A 19,443-nucleotide genomic window follows, 5' to 3' on the forward strand; every position below is an offset into this window, starting at 1 on the left:
CCCGCACGTAAGTAAGGGCGTTTTTTTGCAGAAGCCCGCACGTAAGTAAGGGCGGAACACTCAACCTGAATGTACCGCCCTTACTAACGTGCGGGCTTTCGCATATTTTTATAACAGTTCGATTTTTCCGTCAGAGACAGTCACGCGCGGCTCGCCTTCGTTGAACATTATCCGCTCGAACGAGATCGGCGAAACTGAACCGGACGAACCGACGGCGGTAAACCTCAGGTTCAACAACACGCCGTTCTCATCTATCGGATAAGCCCCGTAAAGCACAACTCGCAAAAGCCCGGGCTCAGTCGCATTCGTCACCACGACGAGCCCGCGACTTGCTGTTCCTTTTATATCAACAGGCTCAGCAAGCGGCTGAAGAACGTTTTGATCATACCTGAGGTCAAATTCATAAGAGATAACACCTTGGTTCGTAATTTCATCAACCTTTACAGGCACAACGATCTCTTTATCAACAGCCGAAACTACATGCGGCAATCCAACAGATATACCTCCTTCCGAACCTACAACAGCCCGCGGCTCCGCCGTTCTATTTGCGGAAAAGCTGTGCTTTTCCGTGCCTTGCTCACTTTGATCTCGCGGCTCTGCCGCCGGTGGCATAGCCACAGCCGGCCTAGCGTCAAAATCAAACCAGTTACCGGAAACCTCTCCCATAAGGAAAGCCGAATAATCTTGGGATGTGATACTTACTGTGATCGGGGAATACAGCCGGTTAATTGGATCAAATCTCCAACTTCCCGTCGATCCAAATCCAGTCACTCCCGCGACATATCTCGCAACTTGTCCCCCGTCAAAAGAGGACAACGTCCCGTTTCCACTAACATCGGCGACAACAAATTGATTCCCCGTTAAAATACTAACTCCCGCAACATGCTGCGCTATCTTAGCAGCGTCGAAGGACGATATTGCGGAGGTGCCGACGCCGCCCGTCTTTGATGGCGTAACAGTGTAAGTACCGGTGCCGAACCCGCTTAGGCTATAAATACCCTCAGGATAGCTGGTCATAGCTGACGCCGGAACTGATCCTGAACCATTGATCGATACATTTGAAACAAAGCGCGGAAGCGGAGATCCTGTTGCGTTGGCATAAGTAACGGTTCCGCTTACACATGGTGCAAGACCGTACCTAACGACTGCGAAATCAACGTTGAACGGATTTGGGGAATAACCCGCCGCCACGATCTTGCCGTCAGTCTGGATAGCCACCCCCCGGGCTACGTTATCGTCAAAGGCTTTTGTATTGAGCGAGGTGATAATTTTTCCAGTACCATTGAAGGACGTATCAAGCGTTCCGTTGGAATTGTAGCGGGCGGCCGCAAACTCAAAATCAAATGAGCCGTCATTAGCACCTCCCGCTGCGACTACCATGCCATTTGGCTGAAGCCCAATTGCAAAGACTTCATCCCCGCCTCTGCCAATTCGTGTTATTACTCTACCGGCATCTCCCCACGAAGTATCAAGGGTGCCATCCGGGTTGTATCTGACAATAGCGAAATCCTCTTGTTTGGTCGTGAACGCATAAGCATAGCCCGCTGCCAGAATTTTGCCATCGGGCTGGACCGCGATTGCATTCGCCTCGGCGCTGCTCCCGTCCCCGCCCATTGAGGTCAACACTTTTCCGGTACCACCAAATGATGTATCAAGCGTTCCGTCAGAGTTATATCTGACCACGGCAAAATAAACGATGGGGCTAATGCGAGCGTAACCAGCGACGATTATTTTGCCGTCGGATTGCATCGCAACACCATAAGCAACATCATGAAAAGTTCCAATCGGCGTGACGACCTTGCCTGTTCCGTTGAACGAAGTGTCAAGCGTGCCATTCGTATTGTAACGAGCTACTCCAAAGTCCGCAGTGGCTGTAAAGCTCTGACCGGCCACGACAATCTTGCCGTCGGATTGGAGTGCAACCGAATAAATAAGATCATCTTCGGTTCCGAGTGACGTTATCACCTTTCCCGTTCCGTTAAATGAGGTATCGACAGTGCCGTTAGCGTTGTATCGAACCACCGCAAATTTGTATTTGGAATTTACCACGGCATAACCGGCCGCAACGATTCGGCCGTCGGGTTGTATTACAACAGATCGAGCCCCATCGTTGGCAGTTCCGACAGGTGTAACGACTTTCCCCGTTCCGCCAAACGATGTATCAAGCGTCCCGTCGGTGTTATACCTAACAACAGCAAAATCCTGATTAAAATTTGCGTTTGAGGTATAACCCGCAGTAACTATTTTTCCATCTGGTTGGACAGCGACTGCATAAGCCTGATCGTAATTTGGGCCGATTGCTGTAAAAACTATCCCATTTCCTCCCCACGCTGGGTCAAGATTTCCACAAGTGCCAGGCGTAGGAGTGCCGGTTGGTGTATTTGTCGGTGTATTTGTTTGTGTGCTCGTCTGAGTTGCTGGTGCCGTACTCGTTGCGGTAGGGGTAGATGTATTGGTTCGTGTGCTCGTCGGAGTAGACGTCGCAGTAATCGTAGCCGTAGAGGTCGGTGTACTTGTCGATTGATTTGTTGCAGTCGGAGTCGGCGATACGCCTACCGGATCGCCAATGTAACGAACCAACGAAAAGAAATCATTCTGCCCGTTAGAGCTCGATCCGGCTACAATTATTTTGCCGTCCATCTGCAGAGCCGTTGAATAGCAGTAATCATCAAAATTTCCGACCGGGGTTATTCTTTTGCCGACATTGCCAAACGTTGTGTCGAGTGAGCTATCTGGATTAAGACGCATTAGCCCAAAATCGAAGGTCAGCGATTCATAGACTGAGCCCGTCAGCACGATCTTTCCATTGCTCTGAATAACAGCCTCGCTACCCAGATCGTTGCCATCGCCGACCGGTGCCGTAAATTTGCCCGAGGTTCCAAAAGTCTGATCCAGCGAACCGTCAACTTCATAGCGCACCGCAGCAAAATCATAATTTGCGCCATTTTGAGTGCTGCCGGAGAGCAAAATTCTACCGTCGGTCTGAATTTTTACGGATGTGGCGTAATCTTCGACGCTTCCGATTGGCGTCAACACAGTGCCGCCGTTTCCAAACTGCGCGTCGAGTTGGCCGTCTGGCAGGTATCTCGCTATGGAAAAATCATCCACCATTCCATTGGAGCTTTCACCGGCGGCAATGATCTTGCCATCCTGCTGAAGCGCCACGGAGTTCGGGCTGTTCTGCTGAGAGCCTATCAAAGTGGTAACGATGCCGCCCGAGCCGAACGTTGTGTCAAGCGAACCGTTCGTGTTATAACGAGCCAAAGCAAAGCGGCTGGTCAGACCGAACTGGCTACCCGTAGCTCCGGCCGCAATGATTTTCCCGCCAGCCTCGATAGCCAGCGAACGGATCAGATCCCCGCCCGCGTCGCCGATAGGCGTAAGCACCTTCCCGCCTGTGCCGAAAGAGCTATCCAGCGAGCCGTTCGAGTTGTATCGGATTAAGGCAAAGCCGCCACCGACCCCTTGAATGAAGCCATCGCCCCCAGCAATTATCTTGTCGTCGGCTTGGATAGCGACGGCAAGGCATCGAGAGAAACCACCGAATGCCGTCACTACAATACCACCGCTTCCAAATGACGCGTCTAAAGTACCGTTGGCATTGTATCGAACAAGGGCAAAGTCTACGTTTCCGGGTTGGGAAATAAAATAGCCGGCCAAAACTATTTTCCCGTCAGTCTGGACGGCAACTGCCTGGCCGACAGCATTCCCTGTGCCTACTTGCGTTATCACTTTTCCGCCGTTTCCGAATGACGTATCAAGCGAACCTGGTTGAGCTTGGGTTGCGGTCGGCGAAGGCGTTAATTCCCCGCCACCCTGAACAATTGTCTGGGCATCCAGGTTGTGCGTGGCAAAAATCAACGTGAATACGTAAAAGATAGAGATAGCTATTACGGTGAATATCGGTGAATACAAGAATGACCGGGGTTTCGACATAACCTTGTTGTTGGGTATCTAATAACTGCTTTGCCGAGAATTATATGCCTTTTAGAGTTTTTTGGGAAGCAAATCCAGAATCGGATGATCTATTGTTGTGAGCTTTCGTGATTCGAATTCCGTGACCGGGATGATGCCGAGGGTGGCGGAGGTTAGGTAGATGGCTTGGGCGTTGTGGAGTTTGTCTAGGGTTGCTTCGGTCTCGCGGCAGTTGAGGTTTTCGAGGATGAATTCGCGGGTTGTGCCGGGGAGGCAGCCGGTTTTTAGGCTGGGGGTGTAGAGTGTGTTGTCTTGCAGCCAAAAGATGTTCGCCATTGTTGCGGAGGTTATCTCGCCGCGTTCGTTGAGCTGGACGGCTTCGTGAAAAGCGCGCGATTTTGCTTCGCCCAAGGCGATTATTTTCTCGAGGTAATTACACGATTTTATTCCGGCAAGCGGCGATCGGGAATCGAGCGGATAGGGTGAAATGGTCAGGCGGAAATTGTTGGCGATAGGTCGCAGAGCGCCGGTGATGATCGAGAGGCTAGTCTTTTGTTTTGTTTCATCGCTCCAGATCGCACTCTCCGTTTCGTCAAAACAAGTTATCCGCGCACGTCCGTTTGTTATTTTGTTTTTACTAAGCGCTTCAGTGAGATAGTTTTTTGTGAAGTCTTCCGAATATTCACCAAGATTCAAATCAATGCGAGAAGCATTGTCTTTCAGCCGCTGCCAATGTTTCTCCCATAAAAAAGCTTCGCCGTCATTGATGGCGATAGTCGTGAAAACTCCTTTTCCATAGAGAGTTGAGTTGGCGAGGTTTTGCGGCATTAGAAATTATGTAGCAGGCTGCATCACAATGCCTTCGGAATCGTTCGCTTTCAAGCGGCCTTTCTTATCGCGGCAAAATTCGCTGACGAGTTTGGTGAATAGATCGCTTTTTTCTTCGGGCGGAACGTGGCCGCAATCTTTTAGAACTACGAAGCGCGAATTGAGAATTTCTTTGTGCAGCGTGTGGCCGCATTTGATCGGGATGACGTTGTCCTGATCGCCCCAGATGATGAGCGTTGGCTGGTTGATGAGATGTGCGTCCTGCTCGATGCGTTTCGCTTTCCAGTTTCGCGAAGTAGCGAGCAAGCTGCGATGGCCGTCGGCGGCATGCAGCGGGCGGCGGATCGCGTTCATTCGCTCTTCGGTGATCAAGTGATGGTTTGCCGGGGCGAGCGTGTTGTGCATTCGAGCGCGCAGAAACAGTTTTGAGTCGGCTACGAACGGCGTCAACACTTCGCCGATGCCGCGAAGGGCGACGATCTTTAGGACAGGATGATCTTTGGGCGCGTCGTTTGTGACGGAATCGACGACGACGAGTTTCTCAACCATTTCGGGATAATCGAGCGTCAGGTTTAATGCAACGGCTCCGCCGTAGGAATTCCCGACGATGATGGCACGGCCGATGCCGAGCGTGTTCATAAATCGCGATATCATTCGCGCTTGCGCCTGAATCGAATACTCGAACGACGCAGGTTTTTCAGACCATCCAAAACCTACAAGATCGACCGCGATGACTCGGAAGCCGTTGTCGGCCAGCATCGGAGCGACCGATTTCCACACATAGACCGACGCCGTGTAGCCGTGGATCAGGATCATCGGCGGTTTCGCCGCGTCGCCAAATTCCTGAAAGTGCATTCGCACTCCGTCAACGTTTACAAAATGTGAGTGATCGGAATGCGCGACTTTGTCCGCGATATCTTCCCAATTTACCGTCGCCGCGCGTGTTAGCATTTTTACTGCGACCGCCGCTCCGACCGCTCCACCAAACGCCAATGCCAGATCACGTTTTTTCATAAACAATTCTCTGCCGCAATTTTATACCAAAACCACCTTTGGCTGAACAACATTTTCCACCTCATTGTAAAAACCGATCGCGATCAGATTGCCGTTCGCATCTTGCATTTGAATTGACTCGCCGTCTTTGAATTCTGTTGCGGTCGCGCGTGTCGCCAGACCGTTTTTGGTTTTATCGACGCGGTCGTCCGGTAAAACTATAGTCTGTAGATGCGAAACGGCTTCGGTCATCGCGATCAAAGCAGACGCGGGTTCATCGAGTCTTTCTAATTCATCCAGCGTTAGGCTTTGTTCGATGGTAAATTTTCCTGCACGTGTTCGACGGAGTTCGGCAAGATGTGCTCCTATACCAACTTGTCGTCCGATATCCTCAGCTAATGTTCGGATGTAGGTTCCTGCCGAACAAACCACTCGAATGAATGCGGAATGCGGAATGCGGAGTGCGGAGTCAATGATCTCAAGCTTGTGAATCGTCACGGCAACGGGCTTGCGCTCAATGACTTCACCCTTTCGAGCATGCTCATATAGTTTTTTGCCGTCTATCTTTTTTGCCGAATACATCGGCGGAACCTGCTTGATCTCACCGCGAAACGCTTCAAAAGTAATGTCCCATTTCGCAGAAGCTAGTATCTCTTCGATCTCTTCATTCCGCATTCCGCACTCAGCACTGCGCGTTCCCGTAGCGTCTCCCGTATCTGTTTCAAACCCAAATTTTACCGTCGCTTCGTATTCCTTTTCATCCTTGTCGAGGAACTGCGCGAGCCGCGTTGCCTGGCCGACGAGTATCACCATCACGCCTGTCGCAAAAGGATCAAGCGTTCCTGTATGTCCGACGCGCTTTGTCTTTAAGATACGACGCACGCGCGACACAACATCGTGCGATGTGATGCCTGCGGGTTTGTCGATGATGAGAATGCCGTTCATTGCTTAATGCACAGTGCACAACGTACAGTGCATAATAATAAATAGTAATAATGGCAGAGCATTGTGCATTTTGCACTGTACACTTTGCATTGAATGAAATGTGGCGAAAGCGTTATAAAAAGGTTGATGAAACGGAGCGTGTCGTTAAGGACGTCGAGCGTTCTCGTGAGAAAACGATGAACCGCGCCGTCAAGCTGCTTGCCGCAAAGCCGCGTTCGATCGGCGAACTGCGCGAGCGTTTGCTCGAAAAGCTTTGGACCAATGAAGCGATCGTCGATGCTGTCATCGAAAAACTCAAGGAATATAAGTACCTCGACGACGAACAATACGCTCAAGATCTTGCCGTCTCAAAGCTCAGGCAAAAACCTCAAGGCAAACATCGCCTGCGGCAGTCAATGTCGCAAAAAAAACTCGATAAAGAAACGATGGAAGCGGCGATCGAAAATGCCTTTGAGAAGCTGCCTGAAGACGAATTGATCGCTCAGGCAATAGAAAAACGCATCAGGCTAAAAGGTATGCCGACGACCCGCGAAGACCTTAAGAAGTTTTATGACCATCTCCTTCGTCAAGGATTTGGTTTTGACCTCGTCCGCGAATCGCTTTCTGCTATCGTCAGAAACAAAATTGATCAGAGCGGCGACGAATAATTAAATTCCCACCTTCCTTTCTTTGAATCCAAACCTTCTCTCTTAGCGAAATCCACTCCAAAGGAATAAAAAACCTTTTCTAAATAATTTACAAGGGAGATATTCGAAAATGAAATCATTATTAGCACTTATTGTTTTAACGCTTGGCGTTACGTTTGGAGTTTCGGCACAGTCAATGGATAAAAAAGCGGACGGAAATCCGATGGTCGGCGGAGCGGCGATGTATAAGACGAAAAACATCGTCGAAAACGCCGTCAATTCGGCAGATCATACGACTTTGGTGGCTGCGGTCAAGGCCGCTGGATTGGTTGAGACATTGTCGAGCAAAGGCCCGTTCACGGTGTTTGCACCGGTAAATAGCGCTTTTGACAAGCTGCCTGCAGGCACGGTAAATACATTGCTAAAGCCTGAAAATAAGGCGATGCTTGCGGGTATCCTTACATATCACGTCGTTGCCGGAAACCTGGATGCGAAAGCGGTTGCTAAGGCCATCAAGGCAGGCAACGGTACGGCCGAACTGACGACTGTTGCCGGCGGCAAATTGAAGGCGATGTTGGATGGCAAAAACGTCATTATCATGGATGAAAAAGGCGGCAAGTCAATGGTGACGATCGCTGACGTTCGCCAGTCGAACGGCGTGATCCATGTGATCGATACCGTTTTATTGCCAAACTAGTTCTACGGTTTCGTTCGATGATCGAAGGCATTTAACAAGGTTTCGGAGATGAGCATGTCTGGAGGGGTTTGCTCATCACCGATAGGGAAAGTCCTTCGATCATCGGGCGAATTATCTTGCACGGGCCTGTTTGGAAGTAGAGCGAATATTTTACGAAATATGTTCGCTCTTGATTACATGTAGGCCTACGCACCGCAATATTTGTGCATCCAACAATTCGTATGAAAAAGACTTTAATTACTTCATCATTAGCTCTCATTGCACTTGCGGCTGCGGTGGTTTTGATCAACCCGATCGGTTGCACTTCAAAGGCTTCGGTGCAGAGCCTAATGGCCGAAGGTTCGCCGACACCTGTCGCGAAAAAACCCGTCAAAAATGAAACTGTATCGGACTTCACATTTACTGACGGAGAGTTTGACGGTAACGAGATCGTTAAGACCGACGAAGAATGGAAAAAGCTGCTAAAAGCCGACGAATACAATGTAATGCGGCAAGAAGGAACCGAGGCACCCTACTCAGGAACCTTGACCAAGAATCACAAAAACGGAATTTATTATTGCGGAGCGTGCGGGCTGGCTTTGTTTCGTTCGGATGCAAAGTTTGAGTCAGGAACAGGCTGGCCGAGCTTTTTCCAAACGATATCTAAGAAAAATGTTGTTGAGAAAACCGACAAGAGCCTCGGCGAAGAGCGTACCGAAGTCGAATGCGCGCGTTGTCACGCACATCTCGGACACGTCTTTGACGACGGGCCGCAGCCAACAGGGCTTCGTTATTGTATGAACTCGGTTGCACTAAAATTTAAAGAGACCAAGTAATTTTCCTACGGTGCTTTCCTGCACTACACTCGCCGGATGCCAAAAGCGTCTGGCTTTTTTATTTGTACGGTAGAAACGCGAGTGCATTATCCCACTCGGCACGCTCGTTTACACTCGCGTTTCCGCCTGTATGCACATCGAAAGTGCTATGTAATAATGTTCTCATATGACCGGAAACGAGATCAGAGCTAAATTCCTAGAGTATTTTGAGCGGCACGGACACAAGATCGTGCATTCGTCGCCGCTGCTGCCTGCGAACGACCCAACATTGCTGTTTACAAATGCGGGGATGAATCAGTTTAAGGACGTTTTTTTGGGAAGCGAAAAACGCGATTATAAGCGTGCCGTGTCTTCGCAAAAATGTATTCGAGCGGGCGGAAAGCATAACGACCTTGACGAGGTCGGCAAGACGGCTCGGCATCATACATTTTTTGAGATGCTCGGCAATTTTTCGTTTGGCGATTACTTCAAAAAAGAAGCGATCGAGTTTGCGTGGGATTTTCTTGTCAATGAGTTAAAGCTCGACGAATCGCGTCTGTGGTTTTCAGTGTTCGAGGGTGACGATGAGGTCGGGCCGGACGACGAAGCTCGCTCGCTGTGGGAAAAGGTTGGTGCAAAACCGGAACGAGTTCTTGGCTTTGGCCGCAAGGATAATTTCTGGCAGATGGGCGACACCGGACCGTGCGGGCCTTGCTCCGAGATTCACTATTACATGGGCGACGATCCCGACGATCCGGACAAAAACCACCCAAAATGGGTCAACGGCGAAGGCGACACGACGATGGAGATATGGAACCTAGTCTTTATGCAATACAACCGCACGCAGGAATCTGACGGTTCATTTAAGCTAACGCCGTTGCCCGCTCCGTCGGTCGATACGGGCATGGGACTCGAACGTATAACCGCCGTAATGCAGCATGTTAAGACAAATTACGACACCGATCTGATAAAGCCATTGGTTGAGTTTGCAGCGGGGCTTGCGAAGTAATTTAAGTGGCCATTTTTGATGACAAATGGTTCGAATGTTGGTATGACGGAAGTGATCCTATTCTTCCCGTGTACATATTATTCGTTCTTCCAGCGCCGGATAAACAAAGTGGCTATGTTGTTGTCGACTTTTTGAAGAACAAGGAAATAATCTTTCGTGCAGACACCTACCAATAAGTGAAAGATTGGTTGAATGAAGACGAATACGAGCAAATCGATGGAAGGGTGTTTGTTGATGATGGTTGGTAATAGCCCGTTATTTTTTTAGATGATAGATATCTTATTGATTGAAAACCAACCGCTCACGCGGCTCGGCATCCGCGCCGTACTCGAAGGCGAGGCAGACATTGCGATCACCGGTGAAACTGATAACGCGAAAAACGGCTTCAGGCTGTTTGGGGAAATGAATCCCGACGTTACAATCCTCGGACTGCGGTTTCCCGATTCCTGCTCGATTGACGATCTAGACAATTATTTTGCCGAGCGGCCAAAGGCGAAGATAATCGTCCTTGCCGAGCACGCGGGCGACGCTGAGATACGCAAGGCTTTGAAAAAAGGTGCTGTAGGATATATATGTAAGGATATTTCGCCATCGGAACTTGTGGCCGCGATCCGTAAGGTTGCTGCTGGGCGAAAGTATATTCCGGACGAGATCGCTCAAGTTTTAAGCGAACATCTTGGCCAGGAAGACCTCACGTCGACCGAGGCTGACGTATTAGGAAAGATCGTCGGCGGGATGTCGAACAAAGAGATCGGTTTTGCTCTCGACATTTCAGAAAATACTGTAAAAACACACGTTCAGAGCATCTTTGGCAAGATCGGTGTGTCCGACCGTACATCGGCGGCAACGACTGCGATCAAGAGAGGATTGGTAAGAGTTGACCTATGAATGAAATAAAAAGTGCATTGACGGACTACGCCGAGGCCCATACTTCGGGCGAAAGCGAGATTTTGTCTGAGCTTCGCGAACATTGTTACGCACATTATGAGGATTCTTCGATGCTGTCTGGCTTCTTTCAAGGCCGCGTTTTATCGATGCTTTCTCACATGATCGAGCCTAAAGTTGTTCTTGAAATAGGCACTTATCTCGGCTATTCGGCATTATGTCTGGCGGAAGGACTCGCTGGCGGCGGAAAAGTAATTACATTAGACATACAAGAGGACACAAATCAGGTCGCCCGCTCCTTTGTTGAAAAGACAGAATACAAAGACAAGATCGAATTCATATTAGCTCCAGCTGTGGATGTGATCCCAAATCTATCGGAAATCTTCGATCTGGTCTTTATCGACGCCGATAAGCCTAATTATTCCAATTATTACAACCTGGTTTTCGACAAACTTCGTCCGGGCGGCTTTATTATTGCCGACAACGTCCTCTGGAGCGGCAAGGTTCTCGACGCCGAAAAAGACGAGGATACTCAGGCACTGGCCGATTTTAGCAAAATCGTCCTCGCGGACGAACGTGTCGAAAATGTTCTGTTGCCTATTCGGGATGGTCTCATGGTTATTAGAAAGAGATCCTAACGTCATCCAAAAGTATTAGACTCAGTTCGCCCGAACTGCCGATTACATGCGTTCATATCGTGTATAGAATCTATCTAATGAACAAATTGTTCAATTGGAGAAGAAAATGAAAGCAGAAGCTAAACAAACCACTAATACAAAAAAGGTTGAATCGATCATTGCACCGCCGCCGCGGCATTGGGTTGGTGATGGATTTAACGTGCATGGATTTTTTCCGCACGGGCCACTGACGGGCGAGCGGATGAGTCCGTTCTTTTTGCTCGACTATAACGCGAAGGTGGATTTTCCGCCGCGTGAACAGCCCTTTGGCGTCGGCCCGCATCCGCATCGCGGGTTCGAAACCGTCACGATTGCTTATAAGGGGAAGGTTGCTCACCACGACAGCCGCGGAGGCGGTGGTGTGATCGGCGAAGGCGATGTTCAATGGATGACGGCGGGCAGCGGTTTGCTACACAAGGAATATCATGAAGAGGAATATAACAAAGCCGGCGGGCCGTTTCAGATGGTGCAATTGTGGGTGAACTTGCCCGCCAAGGACAAAATGACCGAGCCTAACTATCAGGCGATCACAAATGCAGAGATGGGCAGAGTGCCTCTTGCCAATGGCGGAGAAGTCGAGATCATCGCCGGCGAGTTCAAAGGCGTAAAAGGCCCGGCGACGACATTTTCGCCTGTTCATCTTTACAACTTAAAGCCAAAAGCAGGCGAGACTGTCGAGATGTCATTTCCGACGGGCTACACGACTGCGATCCTTGCTATCGAAGGCTCAGCGACGATTAATGATGCTGAGAAACTAGCGACAAATCATCTGGCTCTATTCGAACGTGACGGCGAGTTGATAAAAGTCGAGGCTGCCGAGGACAGCATCCTTCTCGTGATGAGCGGCGAACCGCTCAATGAGCCGATAGCTCAATACGGCCCGTTTCTGATGAATACAAAAGCTGAGATTGCGCAAGCTATCGACGACTATCAGCAAGGTAAGTTTGGTTATTTGGCGGATTGATTTTTTACTCAAGGTCGCATGTTAGTAAGGGCGGTTCATTCAAGTTGAGTGTACCGCCCTTACTACGTGTGGGCTTCTGCATTTAAGAACGCGATGCGCGGATAATGTCGGCAAAGACCCCGGCTGCGGTCACGTCGGCTCCGGCTCCGGCGCCTTTTACAACCAACGGTTGATCGGCGTAGCGGTTCGTGTAGAAAAGAACGGCGTTATCCTTGCCTGAAAGATTTGCGAAATTGTGGTCGGGGCCAATGGATTGCAAGCCGACAGATGCCTTGCCGTCATTGAACGACGCAATGTATTTTAGTTTCAATCCCTTCGCTGATGCATCGTCGAGCAAGTTCTTAAAATGATCTTCGTGACGTTCCATTTCAGCGTAAAAATCTTCAACACTGCCAGCTAAACACGATTCCGGCAAAAAGCCGACGTTTTCAATGTCTTCCATCTCAATGCGATTCCCGGCTTCACGTGCGAGGATCAGAATCTTTCGTGCGACGTCGGTTCCGTTCAGATCAAGTCGCGGGTCGGGTTCGGTGTAACCTTCCACTTGAGCCAGACGGACGACTTCGGCGAACTTTCGCGTACCGTCGTAGTTGTTAAAGACAAAATTAAGCGTGCCTGACAGCACTGCTTCGATGCGGTTTACTTTGTCGCCGCTGCGGAGCAGGTCGTTGAGAGTATTGATAACGGGAAGGCCTGCGCCGACATTTGTTTCAAAGAAAAAGTTTGCGCTAAATTCGCGGGCGGTGTCTTTCAGGTGCGAGTAATTTTCGTAGCTCGACGATGCAGCGATCTTATTACAGGCAATCACCGAAATGCTCTTTGCAAGAAGTTTCGAATAAACTTCTACAACATCTGCGCTCGCCGTAACATCGACAAAGATCGAGTTGCGTAAGTTTTGTGCGACGATCGTATCTGCCAGCGCCGAAACGGACATCGCATGGGCGTCATCAAGATCGGCTTTATAGGAGTCGAGATTGACACCTTCTTCTGCAAGTAGCGCGCGTTTGCTGTTTGCAATGCCAACAACATGAAGGTTCAAGCGCATCTCGTCGAGTAAGTGTTGATGCTGTGTGCGGAGTTGTTCGATCAGCTTTCCGCCGACGGTGCCGACACCAGCGATGAAAATATTTATTTGCTTATTGCCGTCAGAGAAAAATTCTTCGTGCAGAGTATTGACAGCTTTTTGCACGTCCTTTGACGAGATGATCGCAGAGATATTTCGCTCGCTTGACCCCTGCGCGATGGCGTGGATGTTGATGCCGTTGTGGCCGAGCGTGGTAAACATCTTGCCGCTCACGCCGGTGTGCTCTTTCATGTTGTCGCCTACAAGGGCGAGGATCGAAAATCCGCTTTCCACCTTTAGCGGTTCGATCTTGCCGACGTTTATCTCGTATTCGAATTCGCGATCTACGGCGCGTTTTGCAGCTTCAGCGAATTTTTCTTCGATAGCCACACAGATCGAATGTTCGGACGAACTTTGCGTGATCAAAATGACGTTGATCTGTGAACGCGAAAGCGCATCAAACAGCCGCTTTGAAAAACCCGGAATACCCACCATTCCGCTGCCTTCGAGATTGAGAACCGTGATCTTGTCAATGCTGGTGATGCCGCGGATCATGTCCTTTTCCGGTGCGGAATCAGCTTCGATCAAGGTTCCAGGATTGTCAGGTTCAAAAGTATTTTTGATCAAAACCGGAATGCCTTTTGCCATTACAGGCTGTATGGTCGGCGGATAAATGACCTTTGCTCCGAAGTGCGACAGCTCCATCGCCTCGCGGTAATTAATGTGCGATATCTGCCGCACGTTGCGGACAAATCGCGGATCGGCAGTCATCATCCCAGACACATCCGTCCAGATCTCAAGAATGTCAGCGTCGATCGCAGCGGCGATGATCGCCGCCGTGTAATCCGAACCGCCACGGCCTAAAGTTGTTGTATAACCTTTTGCATCGCTTGCGATGAAGCCCGGAAAAATGTGCAGCTTTGCGGGCGAAGAGTCGAAATATTCCTTCATCCGGCGATTGGTTTCAGCAAAATCAACCAGGCCAAATCCGTGGTTCGAATCAGTTTGTATAAAAAGGCGGCTGTCTTTCCATTCGTTTTCAAGTCCGACTTGCGAAAGTTTGGCGGATACAATGCGGGTTGAAACGATCTCACCAAAACTCAAAATTCGGTCGAGCGTCTTAGCTGACAGTTCGTGTACCAATCGCACACCTTCGCACAAGTTTTCGAGTTCCTTGATAGTGGTTTCGACAAAATCCAAAACTCCCGCATTTCCCTCGTCACCGAAAAGTTTGTGGATCGTTTCGATATGACGTTGGCTGATGTTGCTGAGAATTTCGATATAGCCATCATCGCCGCGTTCTGCCGAGCGGCCGGCCTCGATGAGCGAATCGGTCGTGCCCTGCATCGCTGACAACACAACGGCACACGGGCCGGACTTTGTCGTCGTTCTGACTATCTCAATTACTTTTTCTATTGTTTCGGCGCTTCCAACTGATGAGCCGCCGAATTTTAGGACCTTCATATTTTACTGACGAGGAGATCTTTTAAATCTTCGTAATTTACATCCATTTCTATGCTCTGCTTTTCTTTTGAAAACAGGGCGTCAACTGATTTCGGTACTTTTCCTTGTGTTCCAAGTATTTCGTTTACAGAATCGAATTTTACAGGATGAGCGGTTTCGAGAAAAATGCCTTTGCAGTCACTATGCTTTTCGATATGGTCGGATAGAGCTCGATAACCGACCGCACCGTGAGGGTCGAGAATATACCCTTGACCTTCATAAACCTCGAGCATCGTTTTGGCAGTTATTTTGTCCGAAACGCTCACGGACTCAAGCTTTTCTTTGAGATCAACAAATTTATTGTCGAATATCTCCAGAATGCGGACAAAATTGCTTGGGCTACCAACATCCATCGCGTTTGAAAGTGTGGGTACTGATTGACGCGGTTCGTATTCCGCACTTTGCAAAAACCTGGGCACGACATCATTAGCATTACAGGCTGCTATAAATTTCTTTACCTGCAAGCCCGTAATATGGGCCAAAATGCCCGAAGCAAGATTGCCGAAATTGCCGCTTGGAACCGAAATAACTGGCGGTTCGCAGTTCCATTGCTTCAATGCGAAGAAATAATAAAACTGCTGAGGCAGCCAACGGGCGACATTGATCGAATTGGCCGAAGTAAGGTGAACTTTTGATTGCAGATCGCCGTCGGCAAGTGCCTGTTTTGCAAGGGCTTGGCAGTCATCGAAATTACCGTGTAATTCCAATGTAGTTACATTTCCGCCCAGAGTAGTCAATTGTAGTTCCTGAACCTTGCTGACCTTACCTTTTGGGTAAAGGATAACTACCTCGATGCCTTCGACTCCATGAAAACCTGCTGCAACAGCTCCACCGGTATCACCCGAGGTGGCGACAATTACAATTGTCTTTTCTGCATTATCGCGAGAAAAGTGTTGAAGAGCTCGGCTCATGAACCGCGCACCGACATCCTTAAACGCGAGCGTCGGGCCATGAAATAGCTCAAGAGTAGAAATACTGTCTGTGAGAGCCACGAGCGGAAAATCAAAATTCACCGTCTCGGCACATATATTGAAAAGAACGTCATCCGGTATTTCGCTCGCGACGTAAGGGCGTATAACGTCAAACGCGATCTGTTCGTTTGAGCGCGTCGAGAGGCCTTTTAGCCAGTCATTGGACAAGCGCGGTATCTTGGACGGAAAATACAAGCCTTTGTCATCGGGCTGTCCGTTTAAAACAGCCTCACGAAACGAGACATGAGGCGACCTTCGGTTTGTGCTAAAGTATTGCATCGGCAAAAGACGTAAAAACAATAAATCATAAACGTTTTCGTCGATTTACTAAAGTATGGACGAAGTAAGGATATTGTCGCCGGCGACGGTTTCTAATGTGGTTTGCGGATTTGATTGTCTCGGTTTTGCGTTAGCGGAGCCGTGTGACGAGATGACCCTGCGAAAGATGGACGAATGCGCCGTTCGCATAATCAATCGTGACGACTATGGTTTACCAACCGACCCGGCGAAAAATGTCGCCGGCGTTGCTTTGCTGGCATTAATGAAAGCCGCTCAGATTGATTTTGGTTTCGAGGTTGAGATCACAAAGCACATCAAACCGGGCAGCGGCATCGGTTCTAGCTCAGCAAGCTCATGCGGTGCAGTTGTCGCGGCAAATATGCTGATCGGCGAACGTTTTTCAAAGCTTGAACTCGTCCGATTTGCTATGGAAGGCGAGTTTCTTGCTTCAGGTTCGCGTCATGCTGACAACGCCGCTCCGTGTATTTACGGAGGGTTTACGCTTGTGCGCTCGGCCGAACCGCTCGATATTGTCTCGATCGATTTTCCGCCGATGTTTGCGACGGTCATTCACCCGCAGATCGAGATCAAAACCGCTGAGGCACGAGCTATTTTGCCAAAGGATGTTCCGCTCAAGGACGCCGTGCAGAATTGGAGCAATCTCGGAGCATTCGTCGTAGCTCTCGCTAAAGGCGATTACGAGCTTCTTTCGCGTTCGATGGAAGACACAATTGTCGAGCCCGTCCGCAAAGCGTTGATACCAAAGTTTGACGAAGTAAAATCTTCCAGCCTCAATGCCGGAGCGTTCGGCGGCGGGATTTCCGGTTCCGGCCCTTCGGTCTTTATGCTTAGCAAAACGCGGGAAACCGCCGAAAATGTGGAAGTTGCAATGAATGAGGTTTACGCCCAAACCGATATCGAATACAACATCTACGTTTCAGAAATTCATCCTACAGGCGTTAGATCTTTGTAGAACCTAGGCTGTTATTTCAATTGGGCTAAAACTGCTAGAATAAAAGTCGGCATGTTGACCAGAGAATTAGAAGAAACCTTAAGCTTTGCGGTCGATGAGGCGGTGAAGCATAAGCATGAGTTCGTTACGCTTGAGCATCTGCTCTTTGCGTTGCTCGAAGATACGGCCGCGCGCGAGATATTGTTCAATTGCGGAGCGCAGATCGATGAGCTTGGCAGGGCCTTGCTTGGATATTTTGAGGATGCTCTCGAAAAAATGCCTCCTAATGCCAAGGCAATGCCAGAGCTGACATCGACTTTTCAATCGACGATCTCTTACGCAGTCTTGCAGGCAGAGGGCAGCGGACAGGGAGCCGTTGATGGCGGCAACATTCTTGCGGCATTGTATCAGGCTGAGCAGTCCTACGCAGTGTATTTGTTGCTGCAGCAAGGCGTAACGCGATTGGATATTCTTAATTACATTTCGCACGGCATTTCAAAGATCGATCAGGGTGAGCCGATGTTTGACGGCATCGATGACGAGGAGCTTGATAGTTCTGCCCAACGTAAAAAGCCGCTCGAGAGTTTCTGCGTAGAGCTCGTCGCAAAAGCTGCTGCCGGACAGATCGATCCGATAGTTGGCCGCGGCCCTGAGATCGAACGCACGATCCAGGTGCTTTGCCGCCGGAAGAAAAATAATCCGCTTTACGTCGGTGAGCCCGGCGTCGGAAAAACTGCTTTGGCCGAAGGTTTGGCGCTCAAGATCAGCGAAGGCGATGTGCCTGAGGTTTTGCAGGGGGCAAAGGTCTTTGCACTTGATATGGGTACGGTGCTTGCGGGAACACGTTACCGCGGCGATTTTGAACAGCGGTTCAAGGCGATCATTAATGAACTGAAAGAACAGGAAAACGCGATTCTATTTATCGACGAGATACACACGATTGTTGGTGCCGGTGCGGTTTCGGGCGGCTCGATGGATGCGTCGAATATTTTAAAACCTGCGCTTGCCGACGGTTCATTGCGTTGCATCGGCTCGACAACTCACGCAGAATATAAGTCTGCATTTGACCGCGACCGTGCGCTGGCGCGACGTTTTCAGCGGATCGATATAAATGAACCGACGGTCGATGAAACATACGAAATACTCAAAGGCCTCAAGAAATTCTACGAACAGCATCACGGCGTAAGATACGGCAACGACGCACTTCGCACTGCCGCTGAGCTTGCCGGTAAATACATAAATGACCGTTTTTTGCCCGACAAGGCCATCGACGTGATAGACGAGGTTGGAGCATCGGTCAAGCTCCTGCCCGTGAGCCGGCGGCCAAAAAGAGTGACAGTTCAGATGGTCGAAAACACCATCGCGCGTATGGCAAAGATACCGCCAAAAACCGTCGTCGCTGACGAAAGGTCACGGCTAAAGACGCTTCGCGATGACATAAAGAAAGCTATCTTTGGGCAGGACGCGGCGATCGATGCCATTGTCGATGCGATACAAATATCACGCGCCGGACTCGGACATCAGACCAAACCGGTTGGTTCGTTTTTGTTTTCGGGACCGACTGGCGTTGGTAAGACCGAAGTTTCGAAGCAGCTTGCAGAGATCCTCGGCGTCGAATTTCTGCGTTACGATATGAGCGAATACGCCGAGCCGCACACAGTTTCGCGGTTGATCGGCGCGCCGCCTGGATATGTCGGATTTGATCAAGGAGGCCTGCTTACGGAGGCGATAATGCGGACGCCTCATGCTGTCTTGGTTCTCGACGAAATTGAGAAGGCTCATCCAAATCTTTTCAATCTGCTTTTGCAGGTAATGGACTCAGCCACGCTCACAGACAATAACGGCAAGAAAGCGGATTTTCGGAATGTCATTTTGATAATGACGACCAATGCCGGTGCCCGCGAACTCTCCAGTGGCGGAATGGGTTTCCGCAATTCGTCCGACACAAAGGGCAATGCAAAAGGAGTGATAGAGCGGACTTTTACTCCGGAGTTTCGCAACCGCCTCGATGCGTGGGTTCCATTCAAACCGCTTGACCTCGATGTGATCAAGCTCATCGTCGATAAATTTACCAAAGAGCTAAACGGCCAGCTTGCCGAGAAACGTGTCCTTGTAAAACTAACGGAAGAAGCCCGCGAATGGCTTGCCAAAAATGGTTTCGACGCACGCTACGGAGCAAGGCCGATGTCGCGGCTCATCCACGAAAAGATCAAACAGCCGCTTGCTAACGAGATCTTGTTTGGCAAGCTCGCGGACGGCGGCAGTGCTCTGGTTGAAGTAAAAGACGACAACCTAAAATTAAATCTGGATAAACAAAAGACGCTTGTAGGCGTTTAGTATTA

At 49.7% G+C, this 19,443-nt stretch carries 15 protein-coding genes; 9 read left to right on the plus strand and 6 right to left on the minus strand.

All coding sequences use genetic code 11. The features are described 5' to 3' along the window. Positions 1 to 108: 108 nt before the first annotated feature. Genes IPL32_09010 through truB form a run of 4 tightly spaced genes read right to left on the minus strand, consistent with a single transcriptional unit; the run spans position 109 to position 6,681 of the window. The gene (locus tag IPL32_09010) at positions 109 to 3,936 is read right to left on the minus strand and encodes a hypothetical protein (GenBank protein ID MBK8465957.1); all 3,828 of its coding nucleotides are present in this window, start codon (positions 3,934 to 3,936) and stop codon (positions 109 to 111) included. Positions 3,937 to 3,987: 51 nt separating this feature from the next. After that, positions 3,988 to 4,743, minus strand: coding sequence for an aminotransferase class IV (locus tag IPL32_09015; GenBank protein MBK8465958.1), 756 nt, complete (start codon positions 4,741 to 4,743; stop codon positions 3,988 to 3,990). Positions 4,744 to 4,749: 6 nt separating this feature from the next. Beyond that, complete coding sequence (locus IPL32_09020; GenBank protein ID MBK8465959.1) at positions 4,750 to 5,757, minus strand: alpha/beta hydrolase; 1,008 nt, start codon at positions 5,755 to 5,757, stop codon at positions 4,750 to 4,752. Between the two features lie 21 nt (positions 5,758 to 5,778). Next, on the minus strand, positions 5,779 to 6,681 hold the full coding sequence (gene truB, locus IPL32_09025; protein MBK8465960.1) for a tRNA pseudouridine(55) synthase TruB: 903 nt from the start codon (positions 6,679 to 6,681) through the stop codon (positions 5,779 to 5,781). A gap of 50 nt (positions 6,682 to 6,731) precedes the next feature. Here truB and IPL32_09030 point away from each other — a divergent pair, with 50 nt between their 5' ends. From IPL32_09030 to IPL32_09060, 7 genes are all read left to right on the plus strand, one after another. After that, positions 6,732 to 7,328, plus strand: coding sequence for a RecX family transcriptional regulator (locus IPL32_09030; GenBank protein ID MBK8465961.1), 597 nt, complete (start codon positions 6,732 to 6,734; stop codon positions 7,326 to 7,328). A gap of 109 nt (positions 7,329 to 7,437) precedes the next feature. Then, positions 7,438 to 8,004 (plus strand): fasciclin domain-containing protein, encoded by a 567-nt coding sequence (locus tag IPL32_09035; protein ID MBK8465962.1) that lies wholly within the window; start codon positions 7,438 to 7,440, stop codon positions 8,002 to 8,004. 329 nt (positions 8,005 to 8,333) lie between these two features. Then, a complete protein-coding gene (gene msrB, locus IPL32_09040) occupies positions 8,334 to 8,819 on the plus strand; it encodes a peptide-methionine (R)-S-oxide reductase MsrB (GenBank protein ID MBK8465963.1) in 486 nt (161 codons plus the stop codon). Between the two features lie 166 nt (positions 8,820 to 8,985). After that, positions 8,986 to 9,807 carry a hypothetical protein gene (locus IPL32_09045; protein MBK8465964.1) on the plus strand — a complete coding sequence of 274 codons (822 nt, stop codon included), beginning with the start codon at positions 8,986 to 8,988 and terminating at the stop codon, positions 9,805 to 9,807. A 267-nt stretch (positions 9,808 to 10,074) separates the two neighbouring features. Beyond that, entirely contained in the window at positions 10,075 to 10,695 is a 621-nt protein-coding gene (locus IPL32_09050; GenBank protein MBK8465965.1) for a response regulator transcription factor, read from the plus strand. After that, entirely contained in the window at positions 10,692 to 11,330 is a 639-nt protein-coding gene (locus IPL32_09055; protein MBK8465966.1) for a class I SAM-dependent methyltransferase, read from the plus strand. The genes IPL32_09050 and IPL32_09055 overlap by 4 nt, the downstream gene beginning before the upstream one ends. 106 nt (positions 11,331 to 11,436) lie before the next feature. Then, positions 11,437 to 12,333 (plus strand): pirin family protein, encoded by an 897-nt coding sequence (locus tag IPL32_09060; GenBank protein MBK8465967.1) that lies wholly within the window; start codon positions 11,437 to 11,439, stop codon positions 12,331 to 12,333. Between the two features lie 82 nt (positions 12,334 to 12,415). On the opposite strand, the gene thrA is transcribed toward IPL32_09060, so the two are convergent. Both thrA and thrC read right to left on the minus strand, forming a co-directional pair. Continuing rightward, complete coding sequence (thrA, locus tag IPL32_09065) at positions 12,416 to 14,860, minus strand: bifunctional aspartate kinase/homoserine dehydrogenase I (GenBank protein MBK8465968.1); 2,445 nt, start codon at positions 14,858 to 14,860, stop codon at positions 12,416 to 12,418. Further along, positions 14,857 to 16,149, minus strand: coding sequence for a threonine synthase (thrC, locus tag IPL32_09070; protein ID MBK8465969.1), 1,293 nt, complete (start codon positions 16,147 to 16,149; stop codon positions 14,857 to 14,859). Before thrC ends, thrA begins: the two co-directional genes overlap by 4 nt. A gap of 55 nt (positions 16,150 to 16,204) precedes the next feature. Between thrC and IPL32_09075 the strand changes: the two genes are divergently transcribed. Both IPL32_09075 and clpA read left to right on the plus strand, forming a co-directional pair. Continuing rightward, positions 16,205 to 17,122: a homoserine kinase gene (locus IPL32_09075; GenBank protein MBK8465970.1), complete on the plus strand. Its 918-nt coding sequence runs from the start codon at positions 16,205 to 16,207 to the stop codon at positions 17,120 to 17,122. A gap of 51 nt (positions 17,123 to 17,173) precedes the next feature. Next, on the plus strand, positions 17,174 to 19,438 hold the full coding sequence (gene clpA, locus IPL32_09080; protein ID MBK8465971.1) for an ATP-dependent Clp protease ATP-binding subunit ClpA: 2,265 nt from the start codon (positions 17,174 to 17,176) through the stop codon (positions 19,436 to 19,438). Positions 19,439 to 19,443: the final 5 nt, after the last annotated feature.

The sequence above is a fragment of the Chloracidobacterium sp. genome, assembly GCA_016711345.1.
GTDB lineage: Bacteria > Acidobacteriota > Blastocatellia > Pyrinomonadales > Pyrinomonadaceae > OLB17.

What these genes read in the sequence shown, in the direction of transcription:
- IPL32_09020 (MBK8465959.1), bottom strand. Translation starts at nt 5,757, where the DNA reads ATGAAAAAACGTGATCTGGCATTGGCGTTTGGTGGAGCGGTCGGAGCG.
- IPL32_09010 (MBK8465957.1), bottom strand. Translation starts at nt 3,936, where the DNA reads ATGTCGAAACCCCGGTCATTCTTGTATTCACCGATATTCACCGTAATA.
- IPL32_09075 (MBK8465970.1), top strand. Translation starts at nt 16,205, where the DNA reads ATGGACGAAGTAAGGATATTGTCGCCGGCGACGGTTTCTAATGTGGTT.
- IPL32_09035 (MBK8465962.1), top strand. Translation starts at nt 7,438, where the DNA reads ATGAAATCATTATTAGCACTTATTGTTTTAACGCTTGGCGTTACGTTT.
- IPL32_09050 (MBK8465965.1), top strand. Translation starts at nt 10,075, where the DNA reads ATGATAGATATCTTATTGATTGAAAACCAACCGCTCACGCGGCTCGGC.
- IPL32_09055 (MBK8465966.1), top strand. Translation starts at nt 10,692, where the DNA reads ATGAATGAAATAAAAAGTGCATTGACGGACTACGCCGAGGCCCATACT.
- msrB (MBK8465963.1), top strand. Translation starts at nt 8,334, where the DNA reads ATGGCCGAAGGTTCGCCGACACCTGTCGCGAAAAAACCCGTCAAAAAT.
- IPL32_09030 (MBK8465961.1), top strand. Translation starts at nt 6,732, where the DNA reads ATGGCAGAGCATTGTGCATTTTGCACTGTACACTTTGCATTGAATGAA.
- IPL32_09045 (MBK8465964.1), top strand. Translation starts at nt 8,986, where the DNA reads ATGACCGGAAACGAGATCAGAGCTAAATTCCTAGAGTATTTTGAGCGG.
- truB (MBK8465960.1), bottom strand. Translation starts at nt 6,681, where the DNA reads ATGAACGGCATTCTCATCATCGACAAACCCGCAGGCATCACATCGCAC.
- IPL32_09015 (MBK8465958.1), bottom strand. Translation starts at nt 4,743, where the DNA reads ATGCCGCAAAACCTCGCCAACTCAACTCTCTATGGAAAAGGAGTTTTC.
- thrA (MBK8465968.1), bottom strand. Translation starts at nt 14,860, where the DNA reads ATGAAGGTCCTAAAATTCGGCGGCTCATCAGTTGGAAGCGCCGAAACA.
- IPL32_09060 (MBK8465967.1), top strand. Translation starts at nt 11,437, where the DNA reads ATGAAAGCAGAAGCTAAACAAACCACTAATACAAAAAAGGTTGAATCG.
- thrC (MBK8465969.1), bottom strand. Translation starts at nt 16,149, where the DNA reads ATGCAATACTTTAGCACAAACCGAAGGTCGCCTCATGTCTCGTTTCGT.
- clpA (MBK8465971.1), top strand. Translation starts at nt 17,174, where the DNA reads ATGTTGACCAGAGAATTAGAAGAAACCTTAAGCTTTGCGGTCGATGAG.